Here is an 18,920-nt window from a genome sequence, read left to right on the forward strand (position 1 = left end):
GGAATCGGAGCCGCCATGTCTGCCACCCAAGCCCACGCCCCCGCCGCCACGGAGCATCGCTCGGGCGCGGAGGTCGTCCTTCGCGCGCTGAAGGACCAGGGCGTGGACGTCATCTTCGGCTATCCGGGCGGCGCAGTCCTGCCGATCTACGACGCGCTGTTCCAGCAGAACGCCATCCGCCACATCCTGGTGCGGCACGAGCAGGCGGCGGTGCACGCGGCCGAGGGCTATGCCCGCTCGACCGGCAAGGTCGGCGTGGTGCTCGTCACCTCCGGTCCTGGCGCGACCAATGCCGTCACCGGCCTCGTGGACGCGCTGATGGACAGCATCCCGGTGGTCTGCCTGACGGGGCAGGTGCCGACGCACCTAATCGGCAACGACGCCTTCCAGGAGGCGGACACGACCGGCATCACCCGCCCGGCCACCAAGCACAATTACCTCGTGAAGCGCTCCGAGGACCTGGCCAGCACCATCCATGACGCCTTCTACGTGGCGAAGTCGGGCCGCCCGGGCCCGGTGGTGGTGGACCTGCCCAAGGATATCCTGATCAAGGCTGCCCCCTACACGGAGGCGCCGAGCCAGGAGGAGCCGCATCGCTCCTACCGCCCCCGGACCGAACCAGACCGCAACACGGTGCTGGAGGCGGTGCGGATGCTCAAGCGCGCCGAGCGCCCCGTGGTCTACACCGGCGGCGGCGTGATCAATTCCGGCCCGGAGGCGTCGCGCCTGCTGGGCGAGTTCGTGCGCCTGACCGGCATGCCCTGCACTTCGACGCTGATGGGCCTCGGCGCCTTTCCGTCCAGCGACCCGCTCTTTCTCGGGATGCTGGGGATGCACGGCACGGTCGAGGCCAACCTCGCCATGCATGGCTGCGACGTCATGCTGAACCTGGGCGCACGCTTCGACGACCGCGTGACCGGGCGGCTCGACGCCTTCTCGCCCGGCTCCAAGAAGATCCACGCCGACATCGACCCGTCCTCGATCAACAAGAACGTGAAGGTGGACGTCGCCATCGTGGGCGATGCCGGCCGCATCATCGCTGCGCTGATCGAGGCCTGGAAGGCCGACGAGACGCCGGTGGCGAAGGAAGCCCAGTCCGGCTGGTGGAAGAACATCCATGAGTGGCGCGGGCGCGACTGCCTGCGCTACGTCCAGTCCGGCTCCATCATCAAGCCGCAGCACGCCGTCCACCGCCTCTTCGAGCTGACCAAGGAGGACGGGCGCGACACCTTCATCTCGACCGAGGTGGGGCAGCACCAGATGTGGGCCGCCCAGTATTTCGGTTTCGAGAAGCCCAATCGCTGGATGACCTCGGGCGGGCTGGGAACGATGGGTTACGGGCTGCCCGCCGCCATGGGCGTGCAGATTGCCCATCCGGACGCGTTGTGCATCGACATCGCGGGCGAGGCCTCCATCCTGATGAACATCCAGGAGATGGGCACGCTGGCGCAGTACCGCCTGCCGGTGAAGGTGTTCATCCTCAACAACGAGTACATGGGCATGGTGCGCCAGTGGCAGGAATTGCTGCATGGCGGCCGCTACAGCGAATCCTACAGCGATGCCCTGCCGGATTTCGTGAAGCTGGCCGAGGCCTTCCATGCCAAGGGCCTGCGCGCCGAGACGGCGGACCAGCTGGACGGCGTGATCCGCGAGATGCTGGCCCATCCGGGGCCCGTCATTGCCGATATCTGCGTCGCCAAGGACGAGAACTGCTTCCCGATGATCCCGAGCGGGGCGGCCCACAACGAGATGATCCTGGGGCCGGACAGCGACGGCAATGCCCGGGCCGTCACCGACGAAGGCAAGGTGCTGGTCTGATGCAGCGCAGTGCCACCATCGCCGTCCTCGTGGAGAACGAGGCCGGGGTCCTCGCCCGCGTCATCGGCCTGTTCTCCGGCCGCGGCTACAACATCGACAGCCTGACCGTCGCCCCGGTGGACGAGGCGGGCAAGCTGTCGCGCATCACCGTCGTCACCTCGGGCACGGAGATGGTGATCGAGCAGATCAAGGCGCAGCTCGATCGGCTGGTGCCCGTGCACCGCGTCAGCGACCTGACGCTGGAAGGCCCGCACCTGACGCGGGAGCTGGCGCTGATCAAGGTCACGGGCCGGGGCGAGCACCGGGTGGAGGCGCTGCGCCTCGCCGACGCCTTCCGCGCCCGGGTGGTCGACGCGACCACGGAAAGCTTCGTCTTCGAGATGACGGGCAATGCCGAGAAGATCGAGGCATTCCTGGCGCTGATGCGGCCCCTGGGCCTGGCCGAGGTGTCGCGCACCGGGGCGGTGGCGATCGCGCGGGGCAGTTCCGCGCTCGCGGCCTGAAACCTTGGGCGGCATGGCGTACTTCGCGGCTTGCACCCCATCGGAACCATCCGCCATGCGCCTCTTCGCCTGCCAGGAGTGCCGCAACCTCCTGCACTTCGAGAACGTCGTCTGCGCATCCTGCTCCTCCGCCCTCGGCTACCTGCCGGGGCCGGGCGTGCTTTCCGCCTTCCGCGACGGCAAGGCGCGGGCGGACGAGAAGCCCTGGAAGAACTGCGCCAATTCCGTCCACGGCGTTTGCAACTGGATGCTGCCCGTGGAGGACGAGAACGAGTTCTGCACGGCCTGCCGCCACAACCGCGTCGTTCCGGACCTGTCGGTGGAGGGCAACCTGCCGCTCTGGCAGAAGCTGGAGATCGCCAAGCGCCGCCTGATCTACACGCTGGACCGGCTGCGCCTGCCCCACGACCCGGAGGAGCTGCGCTTCGAGTTCCTGGCCGACACGCCCGAGCACCGGGTGATGACCGGCCATGCCGACGGCCTCGTCACCATTGCCCTGGCGGAGGCGGATGACGCGGAGCGGGAGAAGCGCCGCAACGAGCTGCACGAGCCCTACCGCACCCTGCTGGGCCACATGCGGCACGAGGTCGGCCACTACTACCACACCGTTCTGGTGGAGCGGGAAGGGCGGACCGAGGAGTTCCGCGACCTGTTCGGCGACGAGACGCAGGACTACGCCGCCGCGCTGAAGGCACATTACGACAAGCCGCCCTCGGACGACTGGCGCGGCGAGTTCATCAGCCACTACGCCGCCGCCCACCCGCACGAGGACTGGGCCGAGAGCTTCGCCCACTACCTCCATATGGTGGACAGCCTGGAGATGGCCGCGAGCTTTGGCATGAGCGTCCGTCCGCGCCTGGACAAGGAGGGCGTGATGGAGGCCGAGGTGGACTTCAACCCCTACAAGGCGAGCATGGAGGACATCCTCCTGGCCTGGACGCCACTCACCGTCGCGATGAACGCGATGAATCGCTGCATGGGCACGCCGGACCTCTACCCCTTCGTGCTGAGCGACAAGGTTGCCGAGAAGCTCGGATTCATCCATCGGATCATTCAGGAGCGACCGCCCCTTCAATAGGTGAAGAAAGGCGGCGCCGGACCACCGGAGAGAGAGAACGACGATGCGTGTGTATTATGACCGCGACGCGGATGTGAACCTGATCAAGGCGAAGAAGGTCGCGGTCATCGGCTTCGGCAGCCAGGGCCACGCCCACGCCATGAACATGCGCGACAGCGGCGTGAAGGATGTCGTGATCGGCGTGCGCCCCGGCGGGTCCTGGCGCAAGGCCGAGGCGGCCGGCTTCAAGGTGATGTCCCCGGCCGATGCGGCGAAGTGGGCCGACATCGTCATGATCCTCACCCCCGACGAGCTGCAGGGCGACCTGTACCGCGACCAGCTGCACGACAACCTGAAGGAAGGCGCGGCCATCGCCTTCGCGCATGGGCTGAACGTCCACTTCAACCTGATCGAGCCGCGCCCCGACATCGACGTGTTCATGATCGCGCCGAAGGGCCCCGGCCACACGGTCCGCGGCGAGTACCAGAAGGGCGGCGGCGTGCCCTGCCTCGTCGCCGTGCACCAGAACCCTTCGGGCAATGCGCTGGAGATCGCGCTCTCCTACGCCTCCGCGGTCGGCGGCGGCCGCTCGGGCATCATCGAGACCACCTTCAAGGAAGAGTGCGAGACCGACCTGTTCGGCGAGCAGGTGGTGCTGTGCGGCGGCCTGGTGGAGTTGATCAAGGCCGGGTTCGAGACGCTGGTCGAGGCGGGCTACGCCCCCGAGATGGCGTATTTCGAGTGCCTGCACGAGGTGAAGCTGATCGTCGACCTCATCTACGAGGGCGGCATCGCCAACATGAACTACTCCATCTCCAACACGGCCGAGTTCGGCGAGTACGTCACCGGCCCGCGCATCATCACCGACGAGACCAAGGCGGAGATGAAGCGCGTCCTCCACGACATCCAGAGCGGCAAGTTCACCCGCGACTGGATGCTGGAGAACAAGGTGAACCAGGCCAGCTTCAAGGCGACCCGCCGCCGCCTGGCCGAGCACCCGATCGAGGAGGTGGGCGAGAAGCTCCGCGCCATGATGCCCTGGATCACCAAGGGCGCGCTGGTGGACAAGAGCCGGAACTGATCCGGCGTGAGGAGGCCCGGCGGGACCACCCGCCGGGCCTTTTTCGTTTCAGCGGACCGCGACCTGGACCATGTCCGGTTCCGCCCCGCGCGCCATGCCCGCATTGACGACGCGGATTCGGTTTGCCGGAATTCCGCGCTCGATCATCGCCTGGCGGATCGCCTGGGCGCGCGAGCGGGCCACCTGCGTGCCCTGTCGGTTCGCATAGGTCGTGATCGTCATGCGGGTGCGGGGGTTGTCGTTCAGCCGGTCCACCGCCGGGCCCAGATTGGCCATCGCTTCGTCGGGCAGGGTGCTCGAGGTCGGATCGAAGCGCACATGCGTCACGCGGCCATCGCCGGTGGGCGCGGCGGGGGGCGGGGGCGCGGCGGCAACCGGCGCGGATTGCGGCGCCACCGGACGGGCCGGGGGCGCCGGGTTGGCGCAGGCGGCGAGAAGCGCCGTGACGGCGAGGGCGGCGAAAAGCGGCTTCTGGATCATTGGCGGCCTCCGGTTGGGGCAGGGTTGCCCTATTCCCAACACGGAGGCCAGGGGGAGGGTTGTGCCCGCCCTCAGTTCCTCGCGCCGTCGAGGCGCACTTCGACCCGGCGGCTTTCCAGATCCTCCATGCCCGGCGTCGGCCCGCGGCTCGCTCGGCGAAGGCGGCTGGCCGGCAGGCCCTGTTCCACCAAGTAGTCATAGACCACGCGGGCGCGGAGGCGGGACAGCAACACATTCGCCTCGCCCGTGCCGCGCGGCGAGGCATAGCCAACGATGAGCAGCCGGCCCGAGGGATGCGCCTTCGCCCGCGCCGCCAATTCCCGAAGCGCCTCCTCGGCCTGGTCGTCCATGTCAGCGGACCAGGGCTGGAAGAAGACAGGCAGAGCCGAGGGGCGCGCGGGCGCGGGGGTGGCTGAGGAGGGTGCCGGTGCGGCCGGCGCGGCCGCGACCGGGGCGGCGGCTGGCGAAGCGGCGACCGGCGCCTCGCCCCGTGGGGCGCAGGCAGCGAGGCCGGTCACGGCAAGCAGGGCAAGGGCGAGGCGCATGGTGGATTCTTTCCCGATATGGGACAGATTTTGCGTCGCTCCCGACCCTTTGTCACCCTTGACCCCGGGACCCCCGGCCGGAACTCTCCCGCCATGACCCGCATCGGCGACGACAGCAGCTTCTTCCCCCGCGATTTCGCGGGCTACGGCCCGCATCCGCCCGATCCGCACTGGCCGAATGGCGCGCGGGTCGCCCTGTCCTTTGTCCTCAACTACGAGGAAGGGGGCGAGAACACTGTCCTGAACGGGGATGCGGGCAGCGAGATCTACCTGCACGAGGTCCCGGGCGGCCAGCCGCTCCTTGGCGCGCGGAACCGGACGGTGGAAAGCCAGTTCGACTACGGCGCCCGCGCCGGGGTGTGGCGCGTGCTGCGCCTCTTCGCGCAGCGGGATCTGCGCTTCACCGTCTACGGCGTGGGCCGCGCCCTGGAACTCAACCCCGCCGCCGCCCGCGCCTTCGTCGATGCGGGGCACGAGGTGGCGAGCCATGGCTGGCGCTGGATCGACTACCACGGCATGCCCGAGGCGAAGGAGCGCGAGGAGATCGCCCGCTGCGTCGAGGTGATCGAGCGGCTGTGCGGCAAGTCGCCGGTGGGATGGTACACGGGGCGGATCAGCCCCAACACGCGTCGCCTCGTCGCCGCGCATGGCGGCTTCCTCTACCAGTCCGACGCCTATGACGACGACCTGCCGCATTACGTGGATGTCGCGGGCAAGCCCGAACTCATCATCCCCTACACGCTCGACAACAACGACATGAAGTTCGCCGTGCCGCCCGGCTTCGGCGACCCGGACGGGTTCGAGCGCCACCTGCGCGACGCGCTGGAACAGCTGCGCGAGGAGGGCGGGCGCATGATGAGCGTCGGGCTGCATTGCCGCATCGTCGGCCGTCCCGGTCGCGCCCGTGCCCTTTCGCGCTTCCTGGACCATGTCCGGTCCTGCCCGGACGTGTGGGTCGCGACGCGCGAGGAAATCGCCCGCCACTGGTGGGCAACGCATCCCCCGCGCTGAGGCCTTCCCTTTCGTTGGGAAGCCGTCCCATCATTGCCTCCTTGGACGGAGAAAGAATCCAATGGGGAAGTGGGGAATCGGCCTCGTGATGCTGGGCCTGGCCGCAGGCGCGGCGCTGGCCCAGACACCGGCGCAGATCGTGCAGGAACGGCGCGAGGGTCTTCGGCGCGTGGGCGCGACGATGGAAGCGGTGCAGCAGAGCGTGCAGGGACGCGGCGACCCGACCGCCCTCGCGCCACGCATCGCCGAGGCGCATGACTTCTTCGCGCAGGGTTTCCCCGCGCGTTTCCCGACCGGCACCCAGCAGGGCACACCAGGGCTGGAAACGCGCGCCCTGCCGGGGATCTGGGTCGATTCGGACGGCTTCCATCGGGCCGGGCAGGGGGTGGTCACTGCCCTGGCCAATCTGCGCGACGCCGCCGCCTCCGGCGACCGGGCCGCGACGGCCACGGCCTTCCAGGCAGCAGGCGCGGCCTGCGGCAATTGCCACCGGCCGTTCCGCGCCCCGGCGCGCTAGCCCAGGTAGGAAGCCCCCGCCACCAGCGCCGCGCTGAGAGCAAGCAGCGCGGCGCCGAGGGCGGGGTGCGCGATGCGCGGGCCCCGCACCTCCGGCGGCAGGGTCTTGGTGCCGGTGATCATGGCGCGGACGAGATTCTGGCCCTTCAGCACGCGATAGGCCAGCACCGCGAGGACGTGCAGCACGACAAGCCCGACGATCCACCAATAGATCGCGTAGTGCCAGGAGGTGAGCCAGTCGCTCGTTTCCTTGGTCACCAGGAAGCGCAGCGGCCCGGCCTGGAAGCTGTCGTCGTTGCTGAACAGGCCGAGGGACGCCTGGGCCCCTAGCAGCAGCAGGAATGCCACGACGATCCAGCCCCCGGCGGCGTTGTGCGTCACCTCCCGGTCTGCCTCCCGCCGGTGCAGGTGCGACAGGTGGCGCAGCCCCTGCAGCGGCGGCTTGAGAAAGGAGCGGAACTGCGCGCTCTCGCTGCCGAAGAGGCCCCAGAGCAGGCGGAACACCACGAGGGTCAGCACCGAGTAGCCGATCAGCGTGTGTAGGCGGAACCAGTGCTGGGTGATCGTCACCCAGGCCAGCGGCACCAGCAGCGCCAGCCCCCAGTGGACCAGCCGGATCCAGGGATCCCAGACCCGCACGCGCCGCCCTGCTTCCATGCCCGCACCCCCGATGATGTGACGATGCTAGCGCGCCAGTTCGGGGTTCACCATCATCGCCGGGTCGGGGCGCCCATCCAGCACGTCCAGGATGTTCTGCGCCGCGATCCGCGCCATGCGCGCCAAGCCTTCCTCCGTCGAGGCGGCGAGGTGCGGGGACAGGATCACCTCCGGCCGCTTGAGAAGGGGGTTGTCCGGCAGGCAAGGCTCCACCTCCAGCACGTCGGAGCCGAAGCCGTGCAGCCGCCCGGCCCCCAGCGACGCCAGCAGCGCTGCCTCGTCCACCACAGGGCCGCGCGCCGTGTTCACGACGATCGCGCCGGGCTTCAGCGCGGCGAAGGCCTCCGCATCCATCAGGTGGCGCGTCGCTTGGGACAGGGGGCAGTGCAGCGTCACCACGTCCGCTTCCGCGAGGGCGGAATGAAGGTCGCGCGCCGGGACCACTCCATCCGCCGCCAGCCGCGCCGGGGTGTAGCCGGGGTCCAGCACCAGGACGCGCATCCCGAAGGCCTGGCAGTAACGCGCGACCCGCGTGCCGATGCGCCCGTACCCCACCACCAGCACGGTGCGCCCATGCAGGTCGGCCATCGCAAGCGGCCCGCCCTTGCCGAGCGATTCCGGCCACCACCCGCCCGCCTTCACGCGGGCGTCGAACTGAACCGCTCGCCTCGCCAGGGCGAGCATGAGCATCATGGCGTGCTCGGCCACCGACAGGTCGTTGGAGCCGTTGGCGACCATCACCGCCACTCCCCGCGCGGTGCAGGCGGGGATGTCCACCGTGTCGAAGCCGACGCCGTAGCGTGAGACGCAGCGCAGGCCCGGCGCGGCCTCCAGCGTCGCGGGATCCACGCGTTCCAGCCAGCACAGCACCGCTTCCGCCGCGCGCAGCGCCGCGTGGAACTGCGGCACGGGCGGGTCGTGCAGCGTGGTCAAGGCGATGTCGGGCCGTGCCTCCAAAAGGGCGCGGCCGGCGGGGTGAAGATCGCGGCAGAGCAGAACCTGGCGCATGGTCACTCGGTGATCCGCTCGATGTTGTTGCGCTCCACCACCTCGCGCCAGCGCGCGACCTCGCTGCGGACATGGGCAGCGAAGCGCTCGGGCGGGCCGCCTTCCGGCCGGGTGCCGAGAGTGCGCAGCCGCTCCTGCACCGTCGGGTCGCTGTTGGCCTCATTGAACAGGGCGTTGAGCCGCGCCACGATCTCCGGCGGCGTGCCGCGCGGCGCCATGTAGCCGAACCATGGCTCGATCACCGCATCGGTCATCCCGGATTCCTCCAGCGTCGGCACGTCGGGCAGGGCCGGGTCGCGGGTGCGGCCGCTGACGGCCAGCGCGCGCAGCTGCCCGCCGCGGATCGCGCCGATCAGGGTCGGGGTGTTCTCGAAGAAGAAATGCGTGTTGCCGGCGATCACCGCCTGCATCCCCGGCGCGCCGCCGCGGAACGGCACGTGCGTCATGCGCAGGCCGAGCCGCCCGTTCAGGAACTCGCCGAGCAGGTGGTTGGAGGCGCCGAAGCCCGAGGAGGAGAAGTTGACGCGTGTGTTCTCGCGCCGCGCCCATTCCGCGAACTGTTGAAAGTTCTGCGCCGGGTGGTCGGGCCGCACAGCCAGCGCGTTCATGACCGAGCCGGACCAGAAGACCGGCACGAGGTCGCGCTCGATGTCGTAGGGCATGCGCGCATAGATGGCGGCGTTGATCGCGCAGTTACCGATGGTGCAGGCGCCGAGCGTGTAGCCGTCGGGCGTGGATTTCGCCACGACATCCATGCCGATATTGCCGTTGGCGCCGGAGCGGTTCTCCACCACCCAGCGATTCGGCAGGTCGCGGGAGGCGCGCTCGGCGAAGATGCGGGCGATCAGGTCGGTGGCGCCGCCGGGCGGGAAGGGGACGATGATCCGCACCGGACGGTCCGGCTGCCAGTTCTGTGCGGCGGCTGGCAAGGCCAGCATCAATGCGCAGAGCGCAAGCGCGAAGCGGTGCATGGATTCCTCCTCCGTTGTCGTTGGGGGAAGCTTGCCGGGGGATCGCCGCCCCTGTCCATCGCCGCGGCTCCCGGCATGAATGGCAAAGGCGGCTTGATCGGCGCGCCCTGGCCCGTTAGGCTCCCGGAATGGCGATGCGGACCGCACATTCCGTGCTTCCCGCCGGGGTTCCTGCCCGGTCGCTCGCGCTCGCCCTCCTTCCGCTTCGACTTCTCCGCCCCCGGGCGTGACGCGAAGCCGCGCGCTGCGGCCCGCTCCACCCGGGGGATACGAAAGCGGAAACCCCAACGAGAGCTGAGCCCATGCCCATTTCCCATCCTTCCTTCGGCGCCGTTGCCGACGACCGCATCATCATCTTCGATACCACGCTGCGCGACGGCGAGCAGTCGCCCGGCTTCTCCATGAACCTGGAGGAGAAGATCCGCATGGCCGAGGCCCTGGCGGATCTGGGCGTAGATGTGATGGAGGCGGGCTTCCCCATCGCCTCGGTCGGCGACTTCGAGAGCGTCGAGGCCATCGCGAAGCGCTTCGCGAAGGACGGCCCGGTGGTCTGCGGCCTGGCCCGCACCGCCCCCGCCGACATCCAGCGCGCCGCCGAGGCGATCAAGCCCGCCGCCCGCAAGCGCATCCACACCTTCGTTTCCACCAGCCCGCTGCACATGCGGGTGAAGCTGCGCATGGAGCCAGAGGAGGTGCTGGCCCTGGTCACCGCCTCCGTCACCATGGCGCGCAACGCCACGGATGACGTGGAGTGGTCGGCCGAGGACGGCACCCGCACCGAGCACGAGTTCCTGTGCCGCTGCGTCGAGGCCGCGATCAAGGCCGGCGCCACCACCATCAACATCCCCGACACGGTGGGCTATGCCGTGCCGGAGGACATGGCGCACATCTTCCGCATGCTGCGCGAGCGCGTGCCGGGTGCGGACGGGGTGATCTTCTCCACCCACAACCACAACGACCTGGGCCTGGCCGTCGCCAACACCCTGGCCGCGATCCGTGCCGGGGCGCGGCAGGTGGAGTGCACCATCAACGGCATCGGCGAGCGCGCGGGCAACGCGTCGCTGGAGGAGGCGGTGATGGCGCTGCGCACGCGCCACGACGCCGTGCCAGTGCAGAACAACATCGTCACCACCAAGCTGCTGAAGGTGTCGAAGCTGCTGGCCGCCACTACGGGCTTCGACGTGCAGCCCAACAAGGCGATCGTCGGCCGCAACGCCTTCGCGCACGAATCGGGCATCCACCAGGATGGCGTGCTGAAGGACGCCTCCACCTACGAGATCATGACGCCCGAGAGCGTGGGCTGGACCACCAACTCGCTGATCCTGGGCAAGCATTCCGGCCGCGCCGCCTTCCGCGATCGGCTGAAGTCGCTGGGCTACGAGGTGGGCGACAACCAGCTGAACGATGCCTTCAAGCGCTTCAAGGACCTCGCGGACCGCAAGAAGGTCGTCTACGACGAGGACATTGCGGCCCTGGTGGACGAGGAGGTCCATCGCGGCTCCGAGCGCATCGTGCTGACGGGGCTGAACGTCTCCACCGGCATGGGCACCAAGCCGATGGCGACCATCACCCTGGAGGTGGATGGCGAGCGGCGCGACGGCATGGCGATCGGCGACGGAGCTGTGGACGCCACCTTCAACGCGCTGCGCCAGGCCTGGCCGCATGAGATCGACCTGAAGCTCTATGCGGTGCAGAGCATCACCGGCGGCACCGACGCCCAGGCGCGCGTCACCGTGCGCTTCGAGGAGAAGGGCAAGCTGGTGGACGGGCAGGGCTCCGACACCTGCACCATCGTCGCCTCGGCCAGGGCCTATGTGCACGCACTGAACAAGCTGCTGGTGAAGCGCGAGCGGACGGAGCCGCCCTCGGTGCTGCCGCAGAAGGCCAGCGCCTAGCGCAGTCCGCAGCCGGCCGCACCAGGCGATCTGCGAGCCTGATTCACCGCCTCGGCGGTCTCACCGGTGGATCAGGCTCGGCGCGCTTGATGCGGCGGCATCGGAGAGCCTAGCCTTCCCTCTCGGACGCGGCGCCAAGCCGCGCCAGGGAGGAAAAGACGCCATGGTGCCCACGCGCCGCCGCACCCTGCTTGCCGCCGCCATCACCGGTGGAGGGCTTGCAACGCCCGCCCTCGCGCAGGGCCGCTACCCGTCCCGACCGGTCCAGCTGATCGTGCCCTGGGGCGCGGGGGGCGGCACCGACGCCACCGCGCGCATCGTCGGCTCGCTGCTGGAGCGCGACCTGGGGCAGCCGGTGAACGTGGTGAACCGCACCGGCGGCTCCGGCGTCGTCGGCCATTCCGCCATCGCCACCGCCCCGCCCGATGGCCACACCATCGGCATGATCACCGTCGAGATCGCGATGATGCACTGGCAGGGGCTGACGGAACTCAAGCCCACCAGCTACACGCCCATCGGCCTGGTGAACCAGGACCCGCCGGGGGTGCAGGTGGCGCAGAACGCGCCCTATGCCGACATCCGCGCCCTGGCCGAGGCCATCAAGTCGCGCCCCGCCGGGACGTTCCGCGCCAGCGGCACAGGGCAGGGCGGGATCTGGCACCTCGCCCTGGTGGGGTGGCTGCAGGCCATGGGGCTGCGCGGCGACCACGTGCGCTGGGTCCCCTCGAATGGCGCGGCGCCTGCCATGCAGGAACTGGCGGCGGGCGGCGTGGACATCGTGTCCTGCTCCGTCCCCGAGGCGCGTGCGATGCTGGATGCGGGACGCGCCCGGTCGCTGGCCATCATGGCGCCCGAGCGCAACCCGCAATTCGCCCAGGTGCCGACGCTGAACGAGACGCTGGGCATCAACTACTCCACCGGCGCATGGCGCGGCATCGCGGGGCCGCGCAACCTGCCCGCCCCGGTGGTCGCACGCCTCGGCGAGGCACTGAAGCGCGCCTATGACAGCAACGAGTACAAGGAGTTCATGGCGAGCCGCGGCTTCGGCACGGTCTGGCGCGATGCGGAGGGCTTCGCGAGCTTCATGGCCGAATCCGACCGCGGCATGGGCGAGGCGATGCGCGCCGCCGGGCTGGCGCGCGGCTGAGGGCGCGGCCTTGCGCCTGCACGACGCAGCGCTGGGGGGACTGCTCCTCGGCCTCGCGGCCTGGATCTGGTGGCTGACCGGGTTCTTTCCGGCCTTCCCCGGCCAGGATTACGGGCCGAGCCTGTTCCCGCGCGTCCTCGGGTCCGGCATCGCGCTGTGCGGCGCCTTGCTGCTCCTGCGCGGTTTGCGCGAAGGCGGGCCTGTCCTCCAGGTGGAGGAGTGGGCGCGCGACCCGGTGCGCCTCCTTTCGTTTCTCGCCGTGCCGGGGGCAGTGCTGCTCTATATCCTCCTGTCGGACTGGGTGGGGTTCATCCCGCTCGCCTTCGTCCTGCTGCTGGGGTTGACGCTGTGGTTCCGGGCGCGGCCTGTCGTGGCGCTGCCGGTGGCGGCCGGCGTGACCCTGGCCGTCCACTGGTTCTTCGCAGGGATGATGCGTGTTCCCTTGCCGCGCGGCTGGCTGGACGCGGTGCTGTAGCGTGGAAGCGATCCTCCAGGCCTTCGCGCTGGTTTTCGACCCCGCCGTGCTGGGGGTGATCCTGATCTCGGCCGTGTTCGGGCTGTTCGTGGGCGCCATGCCCGGCCTGACCGCGACCATGGCGACCGCGCTCCTGGTGCCCGTCACCTTCTTCATGGACCCTGTGCCCGCGCTGGGCGCCATCGTGACTGCCACCGCCATGGCGATCTTCGCAGGCGACATCCCGGGCGCAATGCTGCGCATGCCGGGCACTCCGGCCTCCGCCGCCTATGCCGACGAATCCTACGCCATGACGCGGCGCGGCCTGCTGAACCTCAACATGGGGGTGAACCTCGTCTTCTCGGTCGCGGGCGGGCTGATCGGCATCGCCGTGCTGGTGCTTTGCGCGCCCCTGCTGGCCGAGGTCGCGATCAACTTCTCCTCCTTCGAGTATTTCTGGCTCGCCTGTCTCGGCCTCACCTGCGCGGTGTTCCTGTCCAACGCTGACCCGGTGAAGGGCGTGCTGTCGCTGCTGATCGGCCTGCTCCTCGCCACGGTCGGCATCGATCCTTCGGCGGGGGTGCCGCGCTTCACCTTTGGCGAGGTGGAGCTGATGCAGGGGGTGAATTTCGTCGCCACGATGATCGGCATGTTCGCCGTGTCGGAATTGCTGCGCGGCGCGGTGACGGTGCGCGGCAGCGGCGGCGCGGTGGTGGAGCAGGTGGGCGACGTGTTCCGCGGCCTGGGCGCGGTGTGGCGGCGTTACTGGTTCAACTTCCTGCGCGGCAGCGGCATCGGCACGTTGATCGGCGCGCTGCCCGGCGCGGGAGCGGATATCGCGGCCTGGATTTCCTACGCCGTGTCCAAGCGCTTCTCCCGCGAGAAGGAAAAGTTCGGCACCGGCCATGTCGAAGGCGTGGTGGACGCGACGGCGGCGAACAACTCCGCCCTGGCCAGCGCGTGGATCCCGGCGCTGGTCTTCGGCATTCCCGGAGACTCGATCACCGCCATCGTCATCGGCGTGCTCTACATGAAGGGGATGAACCCGGGGCCGACAGTGTTCCTGGAGAACCCGCAGCTCATCTATGCGGTGTTCCTGATCTTCATCCTCGCCAATCTGCTGCTGCTGCCGCTGGGCTGGGCGGCGATCAAGGGCGCGCGGCAGGTGCTGCGGACGCCGCGCAACCTCCTGCTTCCGGTCATCCTGCTGTTCTGCGTCGTCGGCTCCTTCGCCATGACCAACAGCCTGTATGGCGTGTCGCTCATGCTGGCGATGGGGCTGTTCGGCTGGTTCCTGGAGCAGCACGGAATCCCGGTCGCGCCGCTCATCCTCGGCCTCGTGCTCGGCGAAATGCTGGAGCAGACCTTCGTGCAGAACATGATCAAGGCCGATGGCGACTGGCTGGAATTCTTCAGCCGACCCATCGCTGGGGCGCTAGGCGTGGCAACACTGGCGATCTGGGTCCTGATGGTGGGCAGGGCGGTGGCCGGGGGGCGGGCACCCAAGGCACAGGTGGCCTGAGCGCATCAAGCGGCGCCGGCCCGTCGCGGTCGGGGCGCCGTTGCGGCAAGCTGGGGCCGATGCTTCCGGATTCTCTTGCCTTCTGGCAGGGGCCGCTGCTGCCCCTCCTCGTGTCGCTTGCCTGGGCCGCGCTGCTGCGCGGACGGCCCCTAGGGGCGCTGGCGCTCGGCCTTGGTGCCCTGGCGGGGTTCGCGCTGATCCTGGGGATCAGCCTCGCCTCGCCCCGGCAAAGCTTCGAGCGCCTGCCAGCGCTGATGGCGGGCGCGGTCCTCCTGTCCCTGCCGCTCTGCTTCTTGCGGGGACGATGGGCGGCGGGGGCGCTGGCGGCCGCTTCCGTCCTGCTGGGCGGCTGGTGGCTGGGCGGCGCGCCGCTTTGGGGACCCGATGCGGCGCGCGCCTTGCCGGTGATGCTGGCCGCCGCGCTGGCCGCCGCCCTTGCGACCGCAGAGGCGAGCGATGCGCGCCGCGCGGCTGCGGTGGCGGCGTTGGCGGCGGCCCTGCTCGTCCTGGCCGCGCCGCCAGGGCCATGGCTGATGCTGGGCCTGGCTTGGGCTGCAGCCACAGGCGGGGCGCTGGCGTCGGGGACGGCGATGCCGTTCGCGGCGCGCGTGCCCTTCGCGCTCGGCCTGGCCGGGGTGACGCTCGGCCCCGCCCTGGCGCGCGGCGCGCCGGGAGACTGGCTCCTGGCGCTGGCACCGATCGGGACGATGCTGCTGGCGCCACGCCTGGCCATGCGGGGCGGCGGATGGCTAGCCTTCGCGGCGCTGGCCGCGCTGGCCCTGCTCGCGGCATGGGGGATATCCCTTGGTTGACCCATGAAGGGATTAGGGTATTGCCGGGCATCCTTTCGCGGAGGCCTCGTGACCCTTCTTCTCACCGGCGGCTGCGGCTTCATCGGCTCGGCCGTGGTTCGCCACATCCTCGGCACCACCGATGAGGCCGTGGTCAACATCGACAAGCTGACCTACGCCGCCAGCCCCGAGGCGCTGGAAGCCTGGCGCGCGCATCCGCGCCACGTGCTGATCCAGGCCGATATCTGCGACGCCGAGGCGATGCGCTCGGCCTTCCGCACGCACCGGCCCCGCGCCGTCATGCACCTGGCGGCCGAAAGCCACGTGGACCGCTCCATCGACGGGCCGGCGGAGTTCATCCGCACCAATGTCGTCGGCACCCAGGTGATGCTGGAGGCGGCGCGCGAATACTGGTCCGGCCTGGAGGGCGAGGCGAAGGCGGCGTTCCGCTTCCACCACGTCTCGACCGACGAGGTGTTCGGCTCGCTTTATCCCGGCGATCCGCCCTTCACCCCCGAGACGCCCTACGACCCGCGCTCGCCCTATTCGGCCAGCAAGGCGGCGAGCGATCATCTCGTGCGCGCCTGGAACCACACCTACGGCTTCCCGTCCTTCGTTTCCAACACGACGAACAACTACGGGCCGTGGCAGTTCCCGGAAAAGCTGATCCCGCTCGTCACGCTCAATGCGCTGGAGGGCAAGCAACTCCCCGTCTATGGCAAGGGCGACAACGTGCGCGACTGGCTGCACGTGGAGGACCATGCCGAGGCGCTGGCGCTGGCGCTGTTCCGCGGCCAGCCCGGCGCGACCTACTGCATCGGCCCGCGCCAGGAGCGCACCAACCTGGACGTGGTGAAGGCGATCTGCGCCACGCTCGACCGGCTGCGTCCGGATCCCGCCGGCCCGCGCGAGCGGCTGATCACCTTCGTCAAGGACCGGCCGGGCCATGACTTCCGCTACGCCATGGACCCTTCGGGCGCCGAGGCGGCGCTCGGGTGGAAGGCGCGCTTCGATTTCGAGAGTGGTCTGGAACACACGATCCGCTGGTACCTGGATCACGAGGCCTGGTGGCGGCCGATCCGGGAAAAGGCCTATGCGGGCCAGCGTTTGGGAGGCGTGAAGTCGTGAAGGGGATCATCCTGGCCGGGGGCAGCGGCACGCGGCTGCACCCGATGACGCTGGCCGCGTCCAAGCAGCTCCTGCCCGTCTACGACAAGCCGATGGTGTACTATCCGCTCGGCACGCTGATGCTGGCGGGGATCCAGGACATCCTGCTGATCTCCACTCCCACCGACCTGCCATCCTTCCAGCGCCTGCTGGGCGACGGCTCGCAATTCGGCATCCGCCTGTCTTATGCGGAGCAGCCTTCGCCGGACGGGCTGGCCCAGGCCTTCCACATCGGCGCCGAGTTCCTGCAGGGCGGCCCGGCGGCGCTCGCGCTCGGCGACAACATCATCTACGGCGAAGGCCTGTCGGAACGGCTGATGTCGGCGCGCGAGCATGCGTTGCGCGGCAAGGCGACCGTGTTCGGCTATCGCGTGGCGGACCCGGAGCGCTACGGCGTCGCCGAGTTCAACGACGAGGGCGAGGTGATCTCGCTGGAGGAGAAGCCGAAGCAGCCCAAATCCGACTGGGCGGTGATCGGGCTTTATTTCTACGACAGCCGCGTCACGGATCTGTCGCGCCAGATCGAGCCCTCGGCGCGGGGCGAGCTGGAGATCACCGACCTCAACGCGCTCTACATGCAGGACGGCACGCTGCGGGCCGAGCAGCTGGGGCGCGGCTGCGCCTGGCTCGACGCTGGCACACCCGCCTCGCTTCTCCAGGCGGCGACCTTTGTGCAGACGGTGCAGGAGCGCCAGGGCCTGCAGGTGAGCTGCCCGGAGGAAATCGCCTTCCGCCGCGGCTTCCTTTCCGCCGACGTGCTGCGGGAGCGCGGCGCGGCGCTCGGAAAGACGGCCTATGGCCGTTACCTGATCGAGGTCGCGGAAGGGCTGCACGGATGAAGGTCACGCCACAACCCATTCCCGAGGTGCTGCTGATCGAGCCGCGGAAGTTCGGCGACGCGCGCGGCTTCTTTTCCGAGGTCTGGAAGCGTTCCGCCCTGCGCGAGGCCGGGCTGGACGCGGAGTTCGTCCAGGACAACCATTCCTTCTCGGCGGAGCGGGGCGTGCTGCGCGGGCTGCATTTCCAGCGCCCGCCCACGCCGCAGGGCAAGCTGGTGCGCGTGGTGCGGGGCGCCATCCTCGACGTGGCGGTGGATGTCCGCGAGGGGAGCCCGAGCTACGGAAACCACGTGGCGGTGGAGCTTTCGGCGGAGAACTGGCGCCAGCTCTGGGTGCCGCGCGGCTTCGCGCACGGTTTCGTGACGCTGACCGCGGATTGCGAGGTGCTCTACAAGGTGGACGCCGAATACGACCCCGCGACGGATGCCGGCATCGCCTGGGACGATCCCGATCTGGGCATCCAATGGCCGCTGCCGCCCGGCGGGCCAGTGCTGTCGGACAAGGACCGCAAGGCGCCGCGCCTGCGTGACATCGCGCCGCCCTTCCCGAAGGGGTTCCGGTCGTGAAGCGCGTCCTCGTCACCGGCAAGGGCGGGCAGCTGGCCACCGGCCTCGCGGAAAGCCTTCCCGCACTGGGCTTCGAGGCGCTGCTGGTGGGCCAGCCGGAGTTCGAGTTCGACCAGCCCGCAACGGTGGAGGCCGCCTTTCGCGATGCCGCGCCGGATGCGGTGATCAACGCCGCCGCCTGGACGGCCGTGGACGCGGCGGAGGATGACGAGACGGGTGCCTTCCGCGCCAATGCCATCGGCCCCGAGCTGGTCGCGCGGCTTTGCGCAGCGCGCGGCCTGCCGCTGCTGCAGGTCAGCACGGACTACGTCTATGACGGGCGCAAGGGCACGCCGTACTCCGAGGATGACGCGCCCAATCCGCTCGGCGCCTATGGGCGCACCAAGCTGGCGGGGGAATGGGCGGCGCTGGCGGTGAACCCGAAGACGGCGGTGTTCCGCACCGCCTGGGTGTTCAGCGCGGTCGGCCGCAACTTCGTGAAGACCATGCTGGCCGTCGGCGCGCAGCGCCCCGAGCTACGCGTGGTGGCGGACCAGCACGGCAATCCCACCGCAGCGCCCGACCTCGCCGACGCGCTGGCCGGCGTGCTGGCCCGCATCCGCGACGAGGGGTGGCGGGACGCGCATCGCGGCGTGTTCCACATGGCCGGCGGCGGGTACGCCAGCTGGCACGAATTCGCCGAGGCGATCTTTGCCGCCGCGGCGCCATTCGGCGAGCCGCGGCCGGTCGTTCATCCCATCGCCACGCACGAATATCCGATGAAGGCCACGCGCCCCGCCGATGGGCGGCTGGACCAGCGGAAGCTGCATGCCGTGTTCGGCGTCGCCCTGCCGCCCTGGCAGCAGGGGCTCGAACGGGTGATCCGGGCGCTGCACCCCTGAGCCTACCGCGC

Annotated in this window: 20 protein-coding genes; 15 read left to right on the forward strand and 5 right to left on the reverse strand. The window is 69.8% G+C overall.

From position 1 onward, the window contains the following. The first annotated feature begins 15 nt into the window (after window positions 1-15). The 4 genes from OF850_RS17695 to ilvC are packed head-to-tail and all read left to right on the forward strand — an operon-like array spanning window position 16 to window position 4,459. Window positions 16-1,818 (forward strand): acetolactate synthase 3 large subunit, encoded by a 1,803-nt coding sequence (locus OF850_RS17695; RefSeq protein WP_301591673.1) that lies wholly within the window; start codon window positions 16-18, stop codon window positions 1,816-1,818. Continuing rightward, window positions 1,818-2,321, forward strand: coding sequence for an acetolactate synthase small subunit (ilvN, locus tag OF850_RS17700; RefSeq protein WP_301591674.1), 504 nt, complete (start codon window positions 1,818-1,820; stop codon window positions 2,319-2,321). The genes OF850_RS17695 and ilvN overlap by 1 nt, the downstream gene beginning before the upstream one ends. 55 nt (window positions 2,322-2,376) lie before the next feature. Further along, a complete protein-coding gene (locus tag OF850_RS17705) occupies window positions 2,377-3,399 on the forward strand; it encodes a zinc-binding metallopeptidase family protein (protein WP_301591675.1) in 1,023 nt (340 codons plus the stop codon). 43 nt (window positions 3,400-3,442) lie between these two features. Next, window positions 3,443-4,459, forward strand: a complete 1,017-nt coding sequence (gene ilvC / locus OF850_RS17710) for a ketol-acid reductoisomerase (protein ID WP_301591676.1) — start codon at window positions 3,443-3,445, stop codon at window positions 4,457-4,459. A gap of 48 nt (window positions 4,460-4,507) precedes the next feature. Here the strand turns inward: ilvC and OF850_RS17715 are convergent, their stop codons facing one another. Beyond that, complete coding sequence (locus OF850_RS17715) at window positions 4,508-4,939, reverse strand: OmpA family protein (RefSeq protein ID WP_301591677.1); 432 nt, start codon at window positions 4,937-4,939, stop codon at window positions 4,508-4,510. Between the two features lie 71 nt (window positions 4,940-5,010). Beyond that, entirely contained in the window at window positions 5,011-5,484 is a 474-nt protein-coding gene (locus OF850_RS17720; RefSeq protein WP_301591678.1) for an OmpA family protein, read from the reverse strand. A 93-nt stretch (window positions 5,485-5,577) separates the two neighbouring features. Here OF850_RS17720 and puuE point away from each other — a divergent pair, with 93 nt between their 5' ends. Both puuE and OF850_RS17730 read left to right on the forward strand, forming a co-directional pair. Continuing rightward, complete coding sequence (gene puuE / locus OF850_RS17725) at window positions 5,578-6,495, forward strand: allantoinase PuuE (RefSeq protein ID WP_301591679.1); 918 nt, start codon at window positions 5,578-5,580, stop codon at window positions 6,493-6,495. A 61-nt stretch (window positions 6,496-6,556) separates the two neighbouring features. Beyond that, entirely contained in the window at window positions 6,557-7,012 is a 456-nt protein-coding gene (locus OF850_RS17730) for a cytochrome c (protein WP_301591680.1), read from the forward strand. Here the strand turns inward: OF850_RS17730 and OF850_RS17735 are convergent. The 3 genes from OF850_RS17735 to OF850_RS17745 are packed head-to-tail and all read right to left on the reverse strand — an operon-like array spanning window position 7,009 to window position 9,647. Beyond that, window positions 7,009-7,650 (reverse strand): cytochrome b/b6 domain-containing protein, encoded by a 642-nt coding sequence (locus OF850_RS17735; RefSeq protein WP_301591681.1) that lies wholly within the window; start codon window positions 7,648-7,650, stop codon window positions 7,009-7,011. The two genes, OF850_RS17730 and OF850_RS17735, sit on opposite strands and share 4 nt — an antisense overlap. Before the next feature lie 45 nt (window positions 7,651-7,695). Continuing rightward, window positions 7,696-8,676 carry a hydroxyacid dehydrogenase gene (locus OF850_RS17740; RefSeq protein WP_301591724.1) on the reverse strand — a complete coding sequence of 327 codons (981 nt, stop codon included), beginning with the start codon at window positions 8,674-8,676 and terminating at the stop codon, window positions 7,696-7,698. 2 nt (window positions 8,677-8,678) lie between these two features. Next, window positions 8,679-9,647, reverse strand: coding sequence for a Bug family tripartite tricarboxylate transporter substrate binding protein (locus tag OF850_RS17745; RefSeq protein ID WP_301591682.1), 969 nt, complete (start codon window positions 9,645-9,647; stop codon window positions 8,679-8,681). Between the two features lie 302 nt (window positions 9,648-9,949). Between OF850_RS17745 and OF850_RS17750 the strand changes: the two genes are divergently transcribed. The 9 genes from OF850_RS17750 (at window position 9,950) to rfbD (ending at window position 18,909) form a co-directional block, all read left to right on the forward strand. After that, window positions 9,950-11,542: a 2-isopropylmalate synthase gene (locus OF850_RS17750; protein ID WP_301591683.1), complete on the forward strand. Its 1,593-nt coding sequence runs from the start codon at window positions 9,950-9,952 to the stop codon at window positions 11,540-11,542. Window positions 11,543-11,705: 163 nt separating this feature from the next. After that, a complete protein-coding gene (locus tag OF850_RS17755) occupies window positions 11,706-12,689 on the forward strand; it encodes a Bug family tripartite tricarboxylate transporter substrate binding protein (RefSeq protein ID WP_301591684.1) in 984 nt (327 codons plus the stop codon). 10 nt (window positions 12,690-12,699) lie between these two features. Then, on the forward strand, window positions 12,700-13,164 hold the full coding sequence (locus OF850_RS17760; RefSeq protein ID WP_301591685.1) for a tripartite tricarboxylate transporter TctB family protein: 465 nt from the start codon (window positions 12,700-12,702) through the stop codon (window positions 13,162-13,164). Window position 13,165: 1 nt separating this feature from the next. Further along, complete coding sequence (locus OF850_RS17765; protein ID WP_301591686.1) at window positions 13,166-14,665, forward strand: tripartite tricarboxylate transporter permease; 1,500 nt, start codon at window positions 13,166-13,168, stop codon at window positions 14,663-14,665. Window positions 14,666-14,724: 59 nt separating this feature from the next. Then, on the forward strand, window positions 14,725-15,477 hold the full coding sequence (locus tag OF850_RS17770) for a hypothetical protein (protein ID WP_301591687.1): 753 nt from the start codon (window positions 14,725-14,727) through the stop codon (window positions 15,475-15,477). Window positions 15,478-15,525: 48 nt separating this feature from the next. Then, complete coding sequence (rfbB, locus tag OF850_RS17775; protein ID WP_301591688.1) at window positions 15,526-16,584, forward strand: dTDP-glucose 4,6-dehydratase; 1,059 nt, start codon at window positions 15,526-15,528, stop codon at window positions 16,582-16,584. Further along, window positions 16,581-17,462, forward strand: a complete 882-nt coding sequence (gene rfbA / locus OF850_RS17780) for a glucose-1-phosphate thymidylyltransferase RfbA (RefSeq protein WP_301591689.1) — start codon at window positions 16,581-16,583, stop codon at window positions 17,460-17,462. The genes rfbB and rfbA overlap by 4 nt, the downstream gene beginning before the upstream one ends. Beyond that, entirely contained in the window at window positions 17,459-18,028 is a 570-nt protein-coding gene (rfbC, locus tag OF850_RS17785; protein WP_301591690.1) for a dTDP-4-dehydrorhamnose 3,5-epimerase, read from the forward strand. The genes rfbA and rfbC overlap by 4 nt, the downstream gene beginning before the upstream one ends. Beyond that, on the forward strand, window positions 18,025-18,909 hold the full coding sequence (gene rfbD, locus OF850_RS17790) for a dTDP-4-dehydrorhamnose reductase (protein ID WP_301591691.1): 885 nt from the start codon (window positions 18,025-18,027) through the stop codon (window positions 18,907-18,909). Before rfbC ends, rfbD begins: the two co-directional genes overlap by 4 nt. Window positions 18,910-18,920 lie beyond the last annotated feature (11 nt).

This window comes from Sabulicella glaciei (assembly GCF_026183895.1).
Classification (GTDB): Bacteria; Pseudomonadota; Alphaproteobacteria; order Acetobacterales; family Acetobacteraceae; genus Roseococcus; species Roseococcus glaciei.